The sequence below is a fragment of the Pseudoalteromonas sp. genome (genome assembly GCF_018402495.1).
Lineage (GTDB): Bacteria > Pseudomonadota > Gammaproteobacteria > Enterobacterales > Alteromonadaceae > Pseudoalteromonas.
Genome location: NZ_JAGYIU010000001.1, coordinates 332,499 through 348,747, shown reverse-complemented (window position 1 = coordinate 348,747; position 16,249 = coordinate 332,499). Strand labels below are relative to the sequence as shown.

Annotated in this window: 18 protein-coding genes; 6 read left to right on the top strand and 12 right to left on the bottom strand. The window is 40.8% G+C overall.

The window, feature by feature from the left end; genetic code table 11:
• The first annotated feature begins 66 nt into the window (after positions 1-66).
• Positions 67-795, top strand: a complete 729-nt coding sequence (gene cysZ / locus KG708_RS01630) for a sulfate transporter CysZ (protein ID WP_213607814.1) — start codon at positions 67-69, stop codon at positions 793-795.
• A 39-nt stretch (positions 796-834) separates the two neighbouring features.
• Here cysZ and rlmM read toward each other — a convergent pair whose 3' ends face one another.
• The 12 genes from rlmM to hemA all read right to left on the bottom strand — a co-directional run bounded on the left by rlmM (position 835) and on the right by hemA (position 12,262).
• The gene (gene rlmM, locus KG708_RS01625) at positions 835-1,920 is read right to left on the bottom strand and encodes a 23S rRNA (cytidine(2498)-2'-O)-methyltransferase RlmM (RefSeq protein ID WP_213607813.1); all 1,086 of its coding nucleotides are present in this window, start codon (positions 1,918-1,920) and stop codon (positions 835-837) included.
• 17 nt (positions 1,921-1,937) lie between these two features.
• Entirely contained in the window at positions 1,938-2,306 is a 369-nt protein-coding gene (locus tag KG708_RS01620) for a DUF423 domain-containing protein (RefSeq protein WP_213607812.1), read from the bottom strand.
• Positions 2,299-2,955: an alpha/beta family hydrolase gene (locus KG708_RS01615; protein ID WP_213607811.1), complete on the bottom strand. Its 657-nt coding sequence runs from the start codon at positions 2,953-2,955 to the stop codon at positions 2,299-2,301. Before KG708_RS01615 ends, KG708_RS01620 begins: the two co-directional genes overlap by 8 nt.
• Positions 2,955-3,851 (bottom strand): transcriptional regulator GcvA, encoded by an 897-nt coding sequence (locus tag KG708_RS01610; protein WP_008115185.1) that lies wholly within the window; start codon positions 3,849-3,851, stop codon positions 2,955-2,957. The genes KG708_RS01615 and KG708_RS01610 overlap by 1 nt, the downstream gene beginning before the upstream one ends.
• Positions 3,852-3,970: 119 nt before the next feature.
• A complete protein-coding gene (gene kdsA / locus KG708_RS01605) occupies positions 3,971-4,825 on the bottom strand; it encodes a 3-deoxy-8-phosphooctulonate synthase (protein WP_213607810.1) in 855 nt (284 codons plus the stop codon).
• Between the two features lie 9 nt (positions 4,826-4,834).
• Positions 4,835-6,088 carry a DUF819 family protein gene (locus KG708_RS01600; protein ID WP_213607809.1) on the bottom strand — a complete coding sequence of 418 codons (1,254 nt, stop codon included), beginning with the start codon at positions 6,086-6,088 and terminating at the stop codon, positions 4,835-4,837.
• A gap of 21 nt (positions 6,089-6,109) precedes the next feature.
• Positions 6,110-6,937: a tetratricopeptide repeat protein gene (locus tag KG708_RS01595; RefSeq protein WP_213607808.1), complete on the bottom strand. Its 828-nt coding sequence runs from the start codon at positions 6,935-6,937 to the stop codon at positions 6,110-6,112.
• A gap of 131 nt (positions 6,938-7,068) precedes the next feature.
• Positions 7,069-7,443: a SirB2 family protein gene (locus tag KG708_RS01590; RefSeq protein WP_213607807.1), complete on the bottom strand. Its 375-nt coding sequence runs from the start codon at positions 7,441-7,443 to the stop codon at positions 7,069-7,071.
• A gap of 18 nt (positions 7,444-7,461) precedes the next feature.
• Positions 7,462-9,015, bottom strand: a complete 1,554-nt coding sequence (locus tag KG708_RS01585; protein ID WP_213607806.1) for a DUF3369 domain-containing protein — start codon at positions 9,013-9,015, stop codon at positions 7,462-7,464.
• Between the two features lie 55 nt (positions 9,016-9,070).
• Positions 9,071-9,910 carry a peptide chain release factor N(5)-glutamine methyltransferase gene (gene prmC, locus KG708_RS01580; protein ID WP_213607805.1) on the bottom strand — a complete coding sequence of 280 codons (840 nt, stop codon included), beginning with the start codon at positions 9,908-9,910 and terminating at the stop codon, positions 9,071-9,073.
• A gap of 2 nt (positions 9,911-9,912) precedes the next feature.
• Positions 9,913-10,998 (bottom strand): peptide chain release factor 1, encoded by a 1,086-nt coding sequence (prfA, locus tag KG708_RS01575; protein ID WP_213607804.1) that lies wholly within the window; start codon positions 10,996-10,998, stop codon positions 9,913-9,915.
• A 7-nt stretch (positions 10,999-11,005) separates the two neighbouring features.
• The gene (gene hemA, locus KG708_RS01570) at positions 11,006-12,262 is read right to left on the bottom strand and encodes a glutamyl-tRNA reductase (RefSeq protein WP_213607803.1); all 1,257 of its coding nucleotides are present in this window, start codon (positions 12,260-12,262) and stop codon (positions 11,006-11,008) included.
• 83 nt (positions 12,263-12,345) lie between these two features.
• Here hemA and lolB point away from each other — a divergent pair, with 83 nt between their 5' ends.
• The 5 genes from lolB (at position 12,346) to pth (ending at position 16,195) form a co-directional block, all read left to right on the top strand.
• Complete coding sequence (gene lolB, locus KG708_RS01565) at positions 12,346-12,933, top strand: lipoprotein insertase outer membrane protein LolB (RefSeq protein WP_213607802.1); 588 nt, start codon at positions 12,346-12,348, stop codon at positions 12,931-12,933.
• A 2-nt stretch (positions 12,934-12,935) separates the two neighbouring features.
• A complete protein-coding gene (gene ispE, locus KG708_RS01560) occupies positions 12,936-13,793 on the top strand; it encodes a 4-(cytidine 5'-diphospho)-2-C-methyl-D-erythritol kinase (protein ID WP_213607801.1) in 858 nt (285 codons plus the stop codon).
• Positions 13,794-13,879: 86 nt separating this feature from the next.
• Entirely contained in the window at positions 13,880-14,827 is a 948-nt protein-coding gene (locus KG708_RS01555; protein ID WP_213607800.1) for a ribose-phosphate diphosphokinase, read from the top strand.
• Positions 14,828-14,977: 150 nt separating this feature from the next.
• On the top strand, positions 14,978-15,592 hold the full coding sequence (locus KG708_RS01550; RefSeq protein WP_213607799.1) for a 50S ribosomal protein L25/general stress protein Ctc: 615 nt from the start codon (positions 14,978-14,980) through the stop codon (positions 15,590-15,592).
• 18 nt (positions 15,593-15,610) lie between these two features.
• Positions 15,611-16,195, top strand: a complete 585-nt coding sequence (pth, locus tag KG708_RS01545) for an aminoacyl-tRNA hydrolase (RefSeq protein WP_366513539.1) — start codon at positions 15,611-15,613, stop codon at positions 16,193-16,195.
• Positions 16,196-16,249 lie beyond the last annotated feature (54 nt).

Below are 16,249 nucleotides of genomic sequence, written 5' to 3'. Positions count from 1 at the left end.
AAAGTACTGTTTTAAATCATCAAGCTATTTATACTAAGGGCAATATAAATAATCTGTGAGGTTAGTGTGCAAATAACACAAGGTATGGAATATTTTTTTTCCGGATTTAAACTTATTAGCCAAAAAGGACTTAAGCGTTTTGTGCTTATCCCCTTGCTTATGAATATTTTACTTTTTGGTAGCTCGTTATTCTTTTTATTCGGTTGGCTCAGTGATGGCTTTAATGCATTAAATGCTATGCTCCCACAGTGGCTAAGCTGGCTAGAATGGCTAATGTGGCCTATAGCCATACTCGTCGTCTTATTTACCTACAGCATGTTATTTACCGTTATTACTAATTTTATCGCCGCGCCTTTTAATGGTCTTTTAAGCGAAAAAGTTGAACTCTATTTAACGGGTCAAAAAATTAACGACGACGGATTAGCAGACTTAGTAAAAGATGTACCTCGAATGCTGGGCCGGGAGTGGACCAAGCTTTGTTACTATCTTCCGCGCGCTATTGGATTTTTTATTTTATTATGGGTGTTACCGGTAATAGGCCAAGTGCTATGGGTGCTATTTACCTGCTGGATGTATGCGGTGCAATATAAAGATTATGCTTTTGATAATCATAAAATCAGCTTTACACAAATGAAAAATGACTTAAAAAGCAAACAAGGGTTATCTTATGGGTTTGGCTTTGCCGTGATGTTGCTAACCGCTATCCCATTTGTAAATTTAATTGTTATGCCTGTGGCGGTATGTGGTGCCACACGGTTATGGGTTGAACATTACCGTCCACAATATCGTAGTTAAAATTACAATGGGCCAGTTGGCCCATTGTTATTATGCGTTTTAGCTATATAAACTCTGTGGTACTTTAATGACATTCAAGTGCACTGTTATTTCTTCACGGTCATGGTATAAATGCTTGGCTTGTAACTCGTAGCTTATGCCGTACTTCGCCATTTCTTCTTTAATCATTTTTAAACATTCATACACACTATCAAAGCGCTTTTTCATCGGTAATTTTAGATTAAAAATAAGCTCTTTTGCATAGGCATTTACCGCCCAGTCAATCATCAAGTTAGTCACTTTAGTCGGCTTTTCTACCATATCGCACACCAACCAAGTAATATTTCTTTTTTCTGGGCGGTATTTAAAACCATCTTCTCTAAAATGCTTTACCTGCCCCGTTTCCATTAAACTTTCGTTCATTGGGCCATTATCTATTGCACTTACAAACATACCGCGGCGCACTAACTGATACGTCCAGCCACCTGGGCAAGCCCCTAAATCGACACTGCGCATCCCAGCTTGTACCCGCGACTCACGCTGTTGCTCAGGAATAAACACATTAAACGCTTCATCTAACTTAAGCGTTGAACGACTTGGGCCATCGCTTGGCATACGTAAGCGTAAAATACCCATAAAAAAAGGTGAATTATTAAAACTATAGGAATAACCAACATAAGCCGTGTTGTTTGCTAAAAACAATACATGCATGACTGGACGATTTGCTTTTGGCTCACGCGAGAGGGTATTTTTTTTCTCAAGGGCTTTTTTAAGTGGGGTTGATATTTTTTTACAAAAAGTCAGTAGCTCTTTGCCCTCGTTGGTATCGGGTGTTTCTACTCGCAATTGAGAACACAGAGTAAAATCTTTAGCCGCATCTACAATGGCGCCTACTCTGTCTTCTACGGGCATATTTTCAATTAAGTTACCTGCAAACCATTGGCGTGCAAATACCATATTTTTAAAATCAACTTTTTTGATTATTTCGTCGCTGTGCTGCGCTTCAAAACACTCATAAATAACATAACCGGTATTTGGTTTTGCTTTTACATACCCAGCAAATCCTTGCTCGGCGGCGTGAAACGTTATTTCAGCAGCGGCATCGTTTTCAAAACCACTACGACAGTAAATCACAACACTAGACATATTAACCCTTAAACTCTTTAAAACTTAAATCGTGCAACTTGCACTAAAATAACTATCCAACCAATAATAAAGCACAGCCCACCCAACGGGGTAATTGGGCCCAGCCATTTTAACCCTGTTAAGGCCAATAAGTATAAGCTGCCGCTAAATAACAACGTACCCGCTACAAAAAAACCACCCGCCGCGCTTAAGTTAATACCCCACTTTATTAAAATTGCCACGGCAATCAGTGCCAGCCCATGCACCATTTGGTATTCGGCGGCGGTTTTAAAAATACCAATAGCGTACTCAGATAAACGGCTTTTTAAGCCATGAGCAGCAAATGCGCCCAATATCACTGAAAATAAACAAAAAAAGCTGCCTGCGAGTAAAAATAGTTTAACCATGTTTATCCTGCTTTAAATTCTCGATGGTGTTTTTTATAAAACAAGCGGCTTGCATTGCAGCAACATCTAAGTTTTGTTGCTCAGTCACACCACTTTTTTTACGCGGTTTTAATGAATGATCCCCATCAGTCAGCCATATATATTCTGGCTGCTTTGGCATTGTTATTGTTGCAAGTTCTTCGCGAGTACCAAATGTATCTCTTTCCCCTTGTAGTACCAAAAAAGGACAGGGTATGTCTGCAAAATGATCTGTACGGAGCTTTTCCGGCTTGCCTGGAGGATGAAACGGATAACCAAACGCAAGCACGCCTAAAACAGGATGACAAGTCGAGCAGGCAAGCATCGATGCCATGCGCCCACCCATTGATTTACCCCCTATAAATAGCGGTAAACTCGTATCAGCTTGGGTAAGAATATGCTCAAAATAAGTAAGAAGCTTTGGTGCGCGTTCTGGTGGGCGGCGTTTATTGGATTGTTTAGCAATTTGCATATATTCAAAATCAAACAGTCCAACATCAATACTGTACTCACTGAGCTGTTTCGCCATTATTTGCATAAACTCAGAGTCACTACCCGCTCCTGCTCCATGAGCAAATATAAACTGTGCGATTGCAGGTTGATGGCAACTTCTAACCCATTCAATACTCATTAATATTCTTGCTCCTGCTCAACTAAACTTAACATCCAGTCTTTAAACGATACAATTTTGCCTAATTCATTTTGCGACTCACGGATCACTAAATAATAGGCGTTTTTACTTTCTAAGCTGTGATTAAACGGGATCACTAAACGTCCGGCATCAATATCGGGTTTTGCTAGTACGCTGTTACCAATTGCAACCCCTTGACCATGAACTGCAGCTTGCAGCACCATAGAAGAATGACTAAAAATAGGCCCTTGGTTAACTTGTACATTACGTACACCCGCGGTTTTCATCCAGGTTTTCCAGTTTTTACGGGTGGTGTCATGCAGCAAGGTATGGTTTGCCAAGTCACTCGGTTGGTTAAGCGCTCTGGGGCCACTTAACAGTAACGGGCTACATAACGGCACTAAATACTCAGTATGCAGTTTATAGGCTTGCACCCCACTCCAATGACCGCGACCATAATAAATTGAGATATCAACATCGTCTGTTAACGAGTTTTCATCCTGATCTTGGGCTTTAATTCGCACATCAATTTCTGGGTGCAATTCATTAAATAAGCTTAATCGAGGAATAAGCCACTGAATCGCAAAGCTAGGGGTTAAACTCACAGTTAACGAGCCTTTGGCACCACGGGCTAATAGCTTTTCGGTTGCATCTATAAGCTGAGTAAAAATCTCTTTAATATCTAAAAAGTAACCTTGGCCTTCCTCGGTCAAAAGTAACGAGCGATTTTTACGTAAAAACAACTTTAAACCTAAGTGTTCTTCGAGTGTTTTTATTTGATGACTTACCGCAGCTTGCGTTACATACAATTCTTCTGCGGCTTTAGTAAAGCTTAAATGACGTGCTGCAGCTTCAAAAGCTTTCAGCGCGTTTAATGGAGGAACTCGTCTTGACATGGCAACCAAGCTTAGAATTAGTTTTTCTTATGCGGTGAATTATATACCTATGCTGGGAAAGAGTATATTCAAGCCATAAAAAAAGCGACCTAAGTCGCTTTTTAAAGTGCTAATTAACTTTATAAGTCGCTAGCACTGGTATCAAGTGGCGCAAAACTTTTAACTAAATCGTCAACCGCTTTCATTTGCGATAAGTACCCTTCTAACTTACTCAACGCTAATGCACACGGGCCATCACATTTTGCTTCGTTTGGATTAGGGTGCGCTTCTATAAATAAGCCAGCAATACCCAGCGCCATACCGCTACGAGCAAGTTCGGCTGCCTGAGCACGACGACCATCGGCTGAATCGGCTCGACCGCCTGGACGCTGCAATGCATGGGTTGCATCAAATATAACTGGTGCCATGGTTTTCATGTCATCCATACCTAGCATATCAACCACTAGGTTGTTGTAGCCAAAGCTTGAACCGCGTTCACATAAAGCCACATTGTTGTTTCCAGCTTCATTAAATTTAGTAATGATATGACGCATTTCATGCGGGGCTAAAAACTGAGGCTTTTTCACATTAATAATCGCGCCTGTTTTAGCCATTGCCACCACTAAGTCTGTTTGACGAGCCAAAAATGCCGGCAGCTGAATAACATCAACAATCTCTGCAACCGGTGCTGCTTGGTGCGGTTCATGCACATCGGTGATCAAAGGAATATTAAAGGTGTTTTTAATCTCTTCAAATATTTTTAAACCTTCTTCCATGCCAGGACCACGATAAGAATTAATTGATGAGCGATTTGCTTTATCAAATGACGCCTTAAATACATAAGGAATATTTAATTTAGTGGTCACTTCAACATAATGCTCGGCAATACGCATTGCTAAATCACGTGATTCCAGCACGTTCATGCCACCAAATAACACAAAAGGTTTATTATTTGCCAGCTCTATTTCATTAATATTAATAACTTGGTTGTTCATTTTAATTCCTTATGGTGCAACTGCTTGCATCATTAATCCACAAATATACGCCATATATGTACCTACACCATAGCCAAGCACTGCTAATAACACACCGACCGGTGCCAGTGGTGGGTGAAATGCAGCAGCAACGACAGGGGCAGACGCTGCGCCCCCCACATTGGCCTGTGAGCCCACAGCCATATAAAACAACGGCGCTTTAATTAGTTTAGCAACAATCAGCATTAAACTGGCGTGGGTTAGCATCCAAATTGCACCAATAACAAAGTACAGTGGTGAATCAAAAATCGCCATCACATTCATATGCAGGCCAATCGATGCTACTAAAATATATAAAAATGCTGACGCCACTTTAGACGAACCAAACGCCTCAATATGACGCACCTTAGTGAATGATAAACTGATCCCTATAGTGGTCGATATAACAATTAGCCAAAAGAACTTACTATTTAAACTATACTCTTTTGCCCAGGCATAATTATTAGCAAAGAAAGGCCCTAAAATATCAGCAAAAAAGTGCGCCAAACCGGTAATACCAAAAGCAATCGCAATAATCATCATGTAATCATTCAACGTTAGCATACGCGCATGCTCTGCATGGTATTTTTCAACACGCTGCTTTAAATCTTCAATCGCAGTGGTATCGGCCCCCGCTTTAGCATCAATGGCTTTATGATTAGCCGCCATTAATAATAATACCGCCATCCATAAATTAGCCACAATCACATCAACAGTCACCATGGCTGAGAAAATATCACCACCCACTTCAAACATTTCTTTCATTGACGCTTGATTTGCACCGCCCCCAATCCAGCTACCTGCAATGGTTGTCATGCCTCGCCAAACAGCATCTGGGCCATGTCCACCAACGGCTTCAGGGTACACAGCACTCATAATTAAAATAGCGAGTGGGCCACCAATTACAATACCTATGGTCCCGGTTAAAAACATAATTAAAGCTTTGGGACCTAAATTAATAATCGCTTTTAAATCAATGCTAATGGTCAATAAAACTAAACACGCTGGCAATAAGTATCGCGAAGCAACGTAATACACACTCGATTGAGAGCCATCAACAACACCAAAGGTATTTAACAACGACGGTAAAAAATAGCATAATAATAACGCTGGTACATATTTATAAAATGCCACAAGGCCCGGACGTTGACTATTTGAGGTTTTAAAAATAAACCCTAAAATAACCGCCAACAAGCCAAGTACAACGGCATCATTCGTAATGAGTGCTGTTTGAGGAACAGCCATAATATTTCCTATTTTTTATTTTTAATGGTGAGTTTTATGATTGTCTTCAAGTTCTTCAATTTGATGTAGAATGATTTCAATCGCTGGATCATCAGGACATTCATCAACAAAAAACTGTAAATCATCTCGTGCCATTTTAGGACAGCCAAGCTGATTTAGTAAATAACCTCTGTCGCGTCGCTCATAAGGGTCATCCCCTAACATTTCCATTAATAAATCGACGCAGGTTAGCGCATGACCAAATTTATTTTCACTAATAAAAGACCATTTTTGCTGCGCTAAAAATAACTTATACACTTCGTCTTCAAAAATAAGCTCTAAAGGCTCTTGTTCTTGAGGATTTTCTTCATCAATATTTTCAGGAATGATGTACCAGCTTTGTTGGCCACTGCTAGGGTCAACAAGATAGCCCTCTTCATCACTCATTGCGACGTGAATGCCCACTTCGCCTTGAGTTATGCTTACACTGGCATCAAGTTTAGCATGCTGTAAAAAGTGGCATAATAAAATAGCTAAAGTCGTCGGTGTGCCACTGCGCATAGACAAGGTATAGCTGATGTTATTTAACTTGTATTCAGGGACTTTCAAACTTGATGCACTAAATAACCACTCGCTATAAAAGCTATCAAGTAGTTTATCTAGGCGATCATGTTCGTCCGGCATCTGCTGACAAATAGACTCTATTTGCTGCTCAAACGTGGTGAGTATTTCAAGACTTGGTGTTAAGTCTATTTGAGGGTCCCATTTAGCTTCCGCTTTGATACAACGATATATAGCCGGCGGCAAAAAATCATCGTAAGCATCTTCTATATAAGATTCATCGTGTTCATCAAACCCGAGGGTGGTCATTCATACTACAACATTCTAGAAAACGAAGACGTAGTTTACCTAATTTTAAAGCTAGATACCAATAATCAGAAATGAATTAAGAAGATAAGCTTTACACCTTTGGTGTGCAAAGCTTAAATAGGCATTGTTAATTATAACAACAGCGGGGCTTTAGCCGTTGCTAAATAACCAATCGCTAAAATAACGGCGGTGTTAAGCACTAAAAATACGACTTTTGGTACATTTGTCGTTTGTTTAGCACTAATAATACCCACAGCAATATAGACGATAACTAGAATAATTTTTTCTAATAACCAAAGTTGCTCTAACGGGTTAATTTTAGCCATCGCCATTAAAGCAATAGCTGAGATGATCAGTAAAGTGTCTATGCTGTGGCTGCCAATAAACACCACTTTATTTTTGGCAAGGCTGCCATTGCCCATACGAGAAAAAGAACGTACGTAAAATAAAATAATACTCACCAGCGCAATAGCCATGTGTGAATGTTTTAATGCTAAATAATCCATAATGTAAAGTTACTTCTCTTAGTTATTTGTTTTATCAGGAAAGCGCAAAAGTACCGCCTCAAGTTCTTCAAGTTTATCATTAAATACATCAACAAGTTTAGGATCAAAATGCGTTCCTTTGTTGGCATTGATTTCTGCAACCGCGTCTTCAACTGACCATGCATCTTTGTAACAACGCTTATGGCGTAGCGCATCATACACATCAGCCAATGCAACTATTCTGGCAAAAATATCAATTCGCTCACCTTTTAATCCACCAGGGTAACCAGAGCCATCCCACTTTTCGTGGTGCTGCTGCGCAATTAATGCGCCTACACTGACTATTTTACGCGGTGAATCTTTCAAAATAGCGTACCCTTTACCTGCGTGAGTTTTCATCACCTCCCACTCTCTGCTGTCTAGCTTACCTGGCTTATTTAAAATTGCATCAGGAATACCTATTTTACCCACATCATGCAATGGCGATGCAAAGCGAATCAAATTAGCTTGCTCTTCAGATAACCCATACGCTAATGCCAACTCATAACAAATATGAGCAACCCGTTTTACGTGATTACCCGTTTCGCACGAGCGCTGTTCAACCGCTTCACTTAAACGATAAACAAGCTCTTGTTGTGTGGCTTCAACTTCAGTGTGTAATTGTACATTTTCAAATGCTAACTGGGCATTTTGAGAAAAGATTTCGATTAAATTACGCTGTGTATCCGTCAACTTTGATGGTACGCCTGAGACAAACAGCATTGAATTATGGTTAAACTTACTACTGCAATAGGCAAATAAATAATTATCTTTGTAAACAATAGTTTTGTTTGTAAGCGCTTCTTGGCATGCCAAAAGCTGATCTTTTGCAAGTACTGTTTCTAGCTCTTTACCTTCACTTTTAGCAAACTCACCTGTGCCAGAGCAAACAATAAGTTTTTTATTTACCTCTTCTGGTGGATTTTGTGCAACCAGTGTTGTGGCATACATAGCCTCATCGGCAACGTTGAGTAAAGAAGTAAGCTGCTGCATTACTCCTTCAATAAAATTATCCATTGAATGAGTTGCAAAAATATTGCGCGAGGCGGTGATTATTTTTTCTAGCCCTTCACGTGATTGCTCAATCGAAATGATATCGCGATATGAGCGAAGGCTTGCCATCATCACTGTAAATAATTTTTGCGCGGTGAGTTCTGTTTTTGATTTGTAATCGTTAATATCGTAATTTACGATAACTTGGCGCTCGGGTGCTTGGCCCGGCTGTCCAGTTCGTAAAATAATACGGATGAAGTTATTTTTTACTGAATCACGAATGTACTTTGCAACTTGTAGACCGGCGTCGTCTGTTTCCATAACAACATCGAGTAGAATGATCGCGGCATCGGGGTGAGCATCAATCAACTTTTTCGCTTCTGCGCCTGAATAGGCACTTATAAATTCCAAACGTTTATCTTGAAACTTAAAATCACTTAACGCAAGGCGAGTAACGGCATGAACCTCAGGTTCATCATCAACGATGAGCACTTTCCATGTCCCTTGCTCTTCGGTTGCTACTTCAGCTGGTTGTTCATTTGAAAATAAAAAATCTTCCATCACATAGAATTCCTTAAACCTTATGCAAACAAACAACGGAGCTATTTAAGTTTATTTAGGGCCATTGTCCGAAAGTTACGCGGTCATTATTACCAAGATCTTTCACTGTGCTTACATTTATAAACGCCATTTCGGTAAACATATGGCGAACAGCTGCACTTTGATCAAATCCGTGTTCAATTAAAAGATAGCCATTAGAATGCAAATAGTCACGCGATTGTGTAATTATTTGTTTAATATCAGCAAGTCCTGAATCACCTGCAACTAATGCAGACAAAGGTTCAAAACGCACATCGCCTTGCTGTAAGTGTTCATCGTCACATTCTATATAGGGAGGATTAGTTACAATTAGATCAAACTTTTTATTTTTTAACGCGCTAAACCAGTCACTTTGTTCAACACTTACATTGTTTATGGCTAATCGTTCTTGGTTTCGCTTGGCCAGTGCCACTGCATCATCAATACGATCAACGGCAATAATATCCCATCCTGGCATTTCGCTACCCAGCGCCAGTGCAATTGCGCCTGTACCAGTTCCTAAATCAAGTACTTTTGCGCCATTAGGCACATCACATGCAAGCGCAAGCTCAACTAAGGTTTCGGTATCAGGGCGAGGAATGAGCGTTGTTGGATTTACTTCAAGCTGCAAACTCCAAAACTCACGATACCCTGTAATATGTGATACCGGTTCGCCATTTAAACGACGTTCGCATGCATGTTCAAATGCCTGAGCTTGCTCATCCGTTAATTGTTTTTCTGGCCAAGTAAATAAGTAACTGCGTGGCTTTTGTAAAATATTAAGCAGTAGCACTTGCGCATCTAACTTTGCGCTATCACTACTTGATGCTAATAAATTAGCACCTGTAATAATGGCGCTTTCAACAGTAAGGCTCACGATTAATCGTCGCCCATCGCAGCTAATAAGTCAGCCTGATGCTCTTGCATAAGCGGTTCAATAACAGCCCCTAAATCACCAGCTACCACTTCGTTTAAACGATAAAGCGTTAAGTTAATACGGTGATCGGTAATACGCCCCTGCGGATAGTTGTATGTGCGAATACGCTCAGAACGATCGCCACTGCCCACTAAATTACGACGTTCAGACGCCTCAGCAGCATGACGTTTTTCATCTTCAGCCTGTTGCAAACGCGCCGCCAATACCGACATCGCTTTTGCACGGTTTTTATGTTGAGAACGCTCATCCTGACATTCAACCACAACACCGGTTGGTAAATGGGTAATACGAATGGCAGAGTCGGTTTTATTAACGTGCTGACCACCCGCGCCCGATGCTCTAAAGGTATCAACTTTAATATCGGCGGTATTAATTTCTATGGCCTCTGCTTCTGGCACTTCAGCCATTACAGCAACAGTACATGCTGAGGTATGTACGCGCCCTTGTGACTCAGTTTCTGGGACGCGCTGTACACGGTGCACGCCTGATTCAAATTTTAATTGCCCATACACACCTTCACCGCTGATGTTAGCAATGACTTCTTTGTAGCCGCCATGTTCACCTTCGTTGGTCGTCACAACTTCTACTTTCCATTTTTTTGTTTCTGCGTAGCGACTGTACATTCTAAATAAGTCGCCAGCAAAAATAGCGGCCTCGTCGCCCCCTGTTCCGGCGCGAACTTCTAAAAACACGTTGTTATTGTCTTTCGGATCTTTAGGCAACATAAGCACTTGAATGTCGTCTTCTAAAGTCGAAATTTGTGCTTTTGCTTCTTTATATTCTTCTTGTGCCATTTCGCGCATTTCAGGATCTGAATCTTTTAGCATTTCTTCAGCGCTACTCAAGTCTTCTTGTGCTTGTTGGTATGCTAAAAACGTTTTCACAACTTCTTCAAGCTCAGAGTATTCTTTTGAAAGAGTACGAAAGCGGTTTTGATCACTAATGACCGATGGGTCACTTAGTAGCGCTTGAACTTCTTCGTAACGCTCAACTAAGGTTTCTAATTTACGATAAACGGACTCTTTCATTTAACTGTTATTCCTGATCTATACCTAACATTTTTTTCAATTGGTTTAACTGAGCCACTTCACCTTTTTTCGCTGCATCTTGGATGGCACGGGTAGGCGCGTGCATTAAGCGATTGGTTAATTTATTGGCCAGCTCTAAAATTACTTTTTCTGCATCTTTACCTGTATTTAGCTGACTAAGCGCCCTATCTACAAGTTTTGCTTTTGTTGTTTGTACATCATTACGGTAGTGGCGAATTAAATCCACTGAATCAAGCGAGCGCAACCACATAAAAAACTCTTTGGTGCGCTCACTAATAATAATTTGTGCTTGCTCTGCCGCTTGCTCACGAGCAGCCATGTTTTCACTAACAATGGCTTGTAAGTCATCGACCGAGTACAAGTAGGCGTCGTCGAGTTCACCGACTTGGCTTTCAATATCGCGTGGTACAGCTATATCAATAAACAGCATCGGCTTATAGCGGCGTTGTTTAAGTGCTTGCTCAACTATACCTTTACCAATAATGGGCAAAGTGCTGGCGGTGGAGCTAATCACAATATCAGCTTGATGCAAACGTTCAGGCAATTGTGCCAACGCAATAACATCGGCTGATACTTCATCGGCTAAACTGCGCGCTCTTTCTATTGTTCTGTTGGCAACAGTAATTTTTTGCGGCTCATTTTGGTATAAATGTTTTGCTACCAGCTCTATAGTTTCACCGGCACCAATGAGTAACACCTTGGTTTTATCCAGCTTTCCATAAATATGCTTTGCTAAATTAACTGCCGCAAAGGCGACCGATACTGCACTGGCACCAATGTTGGTTTCGGTCCGAACTTCTTTTGCCACCGAAAACGTTTTTTGAAACAAACGATCAAACGTAACGCCCACCGCATCATGAGTTTTGGCACTATTATAGGCTTGTTTTATTTGCCCTAAAATTTGTGGTTCGCCTAACACCAGCGAGTCAAGCCCACAGGCTACACGCATCAAATGGTTTATTGCAGCGCTGTCTTCATGACAGTAGATATTTTTACTCAGTTCATGTTCATCTAAACCATGGAAACTGGCCAACCATTGCAACAATGTTTGGGAATTTTGCTGCGCAAGGCTACAATACACTTCAGTGCGATTACAGGTAGAGACAATAACCGCTTCATTAAAGTCGGCATGGCCACTTAATTGTTGTAGCGCCTCTGAAATTTGCTCAGGCGAAAAGGCCACTTTTTCTCGTAATTCTACGGAAGCGGTTTTGTGATTAATACCAAGTGCTATTATGGTCATATCTGCCAAATATTGCTGAGCCCTACTACATAGGCGGCAATTTTATCAAAAATCTCAGGAATATGGAAAGTAAGGAACAACATTTGACTCGACAATATCTGATTTTAACACTGCTATTTGCTTTTTTAACCGGCTGCGCAAGTAAAAATAACTATAAAACAGAACCTTATGAGAATTGGAAGTTACGCCTTAGCGAACAAAAAACTTGGCAAGTGAACGGTAAACTTGCGTTTATTAGCCCAGATGAGCGCCAATCTGCCAACTTAAATTGGCAACAAACACAAAATAATAATCATTTAGTGTTAACCACGTTTATTGGCACACGCATTTTATCGCTCAAACAAACTGCTGTCGGCGCTGAATTAACATTTGATGACCAACAGTATTTTGACACTAACGCCAGTGCACTTTTACAGCGTTTAACGGGGTTTGCCTTACCGGTTAATAATGCCGATCAGTGGTTAAAAGCCACCATTGATGATCACACCTTAAAAGTTGACCAACTAGAACGTGCTAAAAGCGTACTGTGGTTTGATAATAACGGTAAAAAATGGCAAATAAACTATACAAGTTACGAACAAAAACACGGTTTTTGGTTACCGAATGCTTTAACCTTAACCCATGAAAAGATTAAAATTAAAATCAAACTCTATGACTGGCAGTTTAACTAACTATGAATACTCTCTGTGAATTTTCGCTTATTGCCCCCGCTAAATTGAATTTATTTTTACACATAAATGGTCGCCGTGATGATGGTTACCATGAATTAGAAACTTTATTTACGTTTTTAAATTATGGTGACGAGCTCCATTTTAAACTAAGCACGGATACTCTTATAAGTATTAGCGGCGACACCAATGGCATTGCGCTAACCGACAATTTGATTTACAAAGCGGCGTTATTATTACAAACCCACTGTAAAGTGGATATGGGTGCAAAAATAAATTTAACTAAACGCTTACCCATGGGGGGAGGTGTTGGAGGCGGTTCATCCGATGCTGCATCAACGCTTTTAGCCCTTAATACGCTTTGGAATACAGCCCTATCTTTAGATGAACTGGCTGATTTAGGCCTGAAACTCGGTGCTGATGTGCCTGTATTCATTAAAGGTAAAAGTGCCATAGCACATGGCATTGGCGAGCAATTAGAGTACCTAGAACTGCCGCCGAAGTGGTATTGTGTTGTTTTTCCAAATCAACATGTCAGCACAGCACAAATATTTACTCACCCAGATTTAAAACGTGATACGCCAAAACTTTCTGGCGACTGGCAACAGCAAATTTTAACCAACGATTGTGAGCCTTTAGTGAAAAAGCTATGCCCCGAGGTTGAAAAAACCCTGCAGTGGTTGCTAAAATACGCTCCATCAAAGATGACCGGAACAGGTTCATGTTGTTTTGTTGAATTTGCTAGCCAAGTTCAAGCACAAGATGTACTTGCTAACCTCCCCCATAATTGGCAGGGTTTTATCGCATCCAGCGTTAGTACTTCTCCTGCTCATACGGAGTTAGCCGCCATCATTGATAAATGAAGTAACGTACAAGTAATCATAAGTTAACTTACTTTGTTCACTCAATGTAAGTTAGTCCAAAAATTCAGTGCCTGAGGAACCCTACCGTGCCTGACATGAAGCTCTTCGCTGGTAACGCAACACCTGACCTAGCTCAAAAAGTTGCAAAACGTTTATATATTGAATTAGGCGATGCTGTTGTTGGCCGTTTTAGTGACGGTGAGATCAGTGTTCAAATTAATGAAAATGTTCGTGGCTCGGATGTTTTTATCTTGCAATCAACCTGTGCCCCTACTAACGATAACCTAATGGAACTTATCGTTATGGTTGATGCACTACGCCGTGCATCAGCCGGTCGTATCACTGCTGTTATCCCTTATTTTGGTTATGCTCGTCAAGATCGTCGCGTACGTTCTGCCCGCGTACCAATTACAGCTAAAGTGGTTGCGGATTTCTTATCAAGTGTAGGTGTTGACCGCGTTCTTACGGTTGATTTACATGCTGAGCAAATCCAAGGCTTCTTTGATGTACCAGTGGATAACGTATTTGGTAGCCCTGTATTATTAGAGGATATGAAAACTCGCGACTTTGATGACGTGGTTGTTGTATCACCTGATATTGGTGGCGTTGTGCGTGCCCGTGCAATTGCAAAACTATTAAACGATACCGACTTAGCAATTATCGATAAACGTCGCCCCCAAGCTAACGTTTCTCAAGTAATGCACATTATTGGTGACGTTGAAGGCCGCGATTGTATTATTGTTGATGACATGATTGATACCGGTGGTACATTGTGTAAAGCTGCTGAAGCTCTTAAAGAGCATGGTGCTAAACGTGTATTTGCTTACGCTACTCACCCTATTCTTTCTGGTACAGCTGCAGAAAACTTACGTAACTCTGTGATTGACGAAGTGATTGTAACTGACTCAATTCCACTGTCTGACGAACTAAAAGCACTTGATATTGTTAAAGTATTAACGCTTGCAGATATGTTAGCAGAGACTATTCGTCGAATCAGCAACGAAGAATCTATCTCGGCAATGTTTGAACACTAAAGTTAAACATTAATGGGTATAAAAGCGCCTTTTGGCGCTTTTTTTGTAAGCGATGTTTATTTTATACAGTCGCAGTGGTATGATAGCGCGCCTTTTGGCTAGGGACCTTGGTCGCAAAGGCCCTAACACTTTTTAATTATTGGAGACATTATGTCTAACACAACTTATACTTATGACGCTGAACTTCGCGTAGAAACTGGTACTGGTGCGAGCCGCCGCCTACGTCGCGAAGACAAAGTGCCGGCGATCCTTTACGGAGCAAACAAAGATGCTTTATCGATTACTCTTGCTCATAAAGATATGATCAAAGCACAAGAAGACGAAGGTTTTTACACTCACATTCTTACATTAAATGTAGGTGGCGAGAAAGTTGAAGCTATCTTAAAAGATATCCAACGTCACCCTTTCAAGCCTAAGCTTACTCACCTTGATTTCCAACGTGTAGACGCAACTCATAAAATAGTAACTAAGGTTCCTCTACACTTCATCGGTGAAGAGAAAGTAACTAAGTTAGGTGCAACTGTTGTTCATCAGTTAACTGAAGTTGAGATTACTTGTCTTCCTAAGTCATTACCAGAATTCATCGAAGTAGACGTGTCTAATCTTGTAGTTGGTGATTCAATCCACCTTACAGATCTTGCGTACCCTAAAGGTGTTCAATCTGTTGAGCTTGGTAAAGGCGAAGGCCACGATCAGTCTATCGTTACTATCAAAGCTAACAAAGCAGCTCCAACTGAAGACGACGCTTCAGACGCTGCAGAATAATATTTAAGGTCTCGCACCTTGAATTCTATTCAAATGCTTGTGGGCCTGGCTAATCCAGGCCCCGAATACGCAAATACACGCCACAACGCAGGTGCTTGGTTCATTCAAGAGCTCGCTGCACGCTACAACTGCACGCTAAAACACGACCCTAAATATCACGGCCTTACTGGTAAAGTGATTATTCAAGGCAAAGAATTCAAATTACTGATCCCCACCACTTACATGAACTTAAGTGGCAAAGCGGTGAGTAGTTTAGCCAATTTTTTTAAAATCCCCGTGGAAGACATACTTGTTGCCCATGATGAATTGGATTTAGACCCAGGCGTTGCTAAATTAAAAAAAGGCGGCGGACATGGCGGTCATAATGGCTTAAAAGACATTATTGCAAAAATGGCAAATCAAAAAGACTTTATGCGCTTACGCATAGGAGTTGGTCATCCAGGACATCGTGCAATGGTCACCGGCTGGGTGCTTGGTAAAGCAGCCAAGGACGATCAAGAAAAAATGGATGCCGCAGTTGATGAAGCAGTTCGTTGTATGGAAATACTTGCCAAAGATGGTGTGTTAAAAGCACAAAACAGACTACATTCGTTTAAGCCCTAATTTTTAGGGTATACGTAAGCACGTATTAAACGACACTATACAAGGTATCTTACT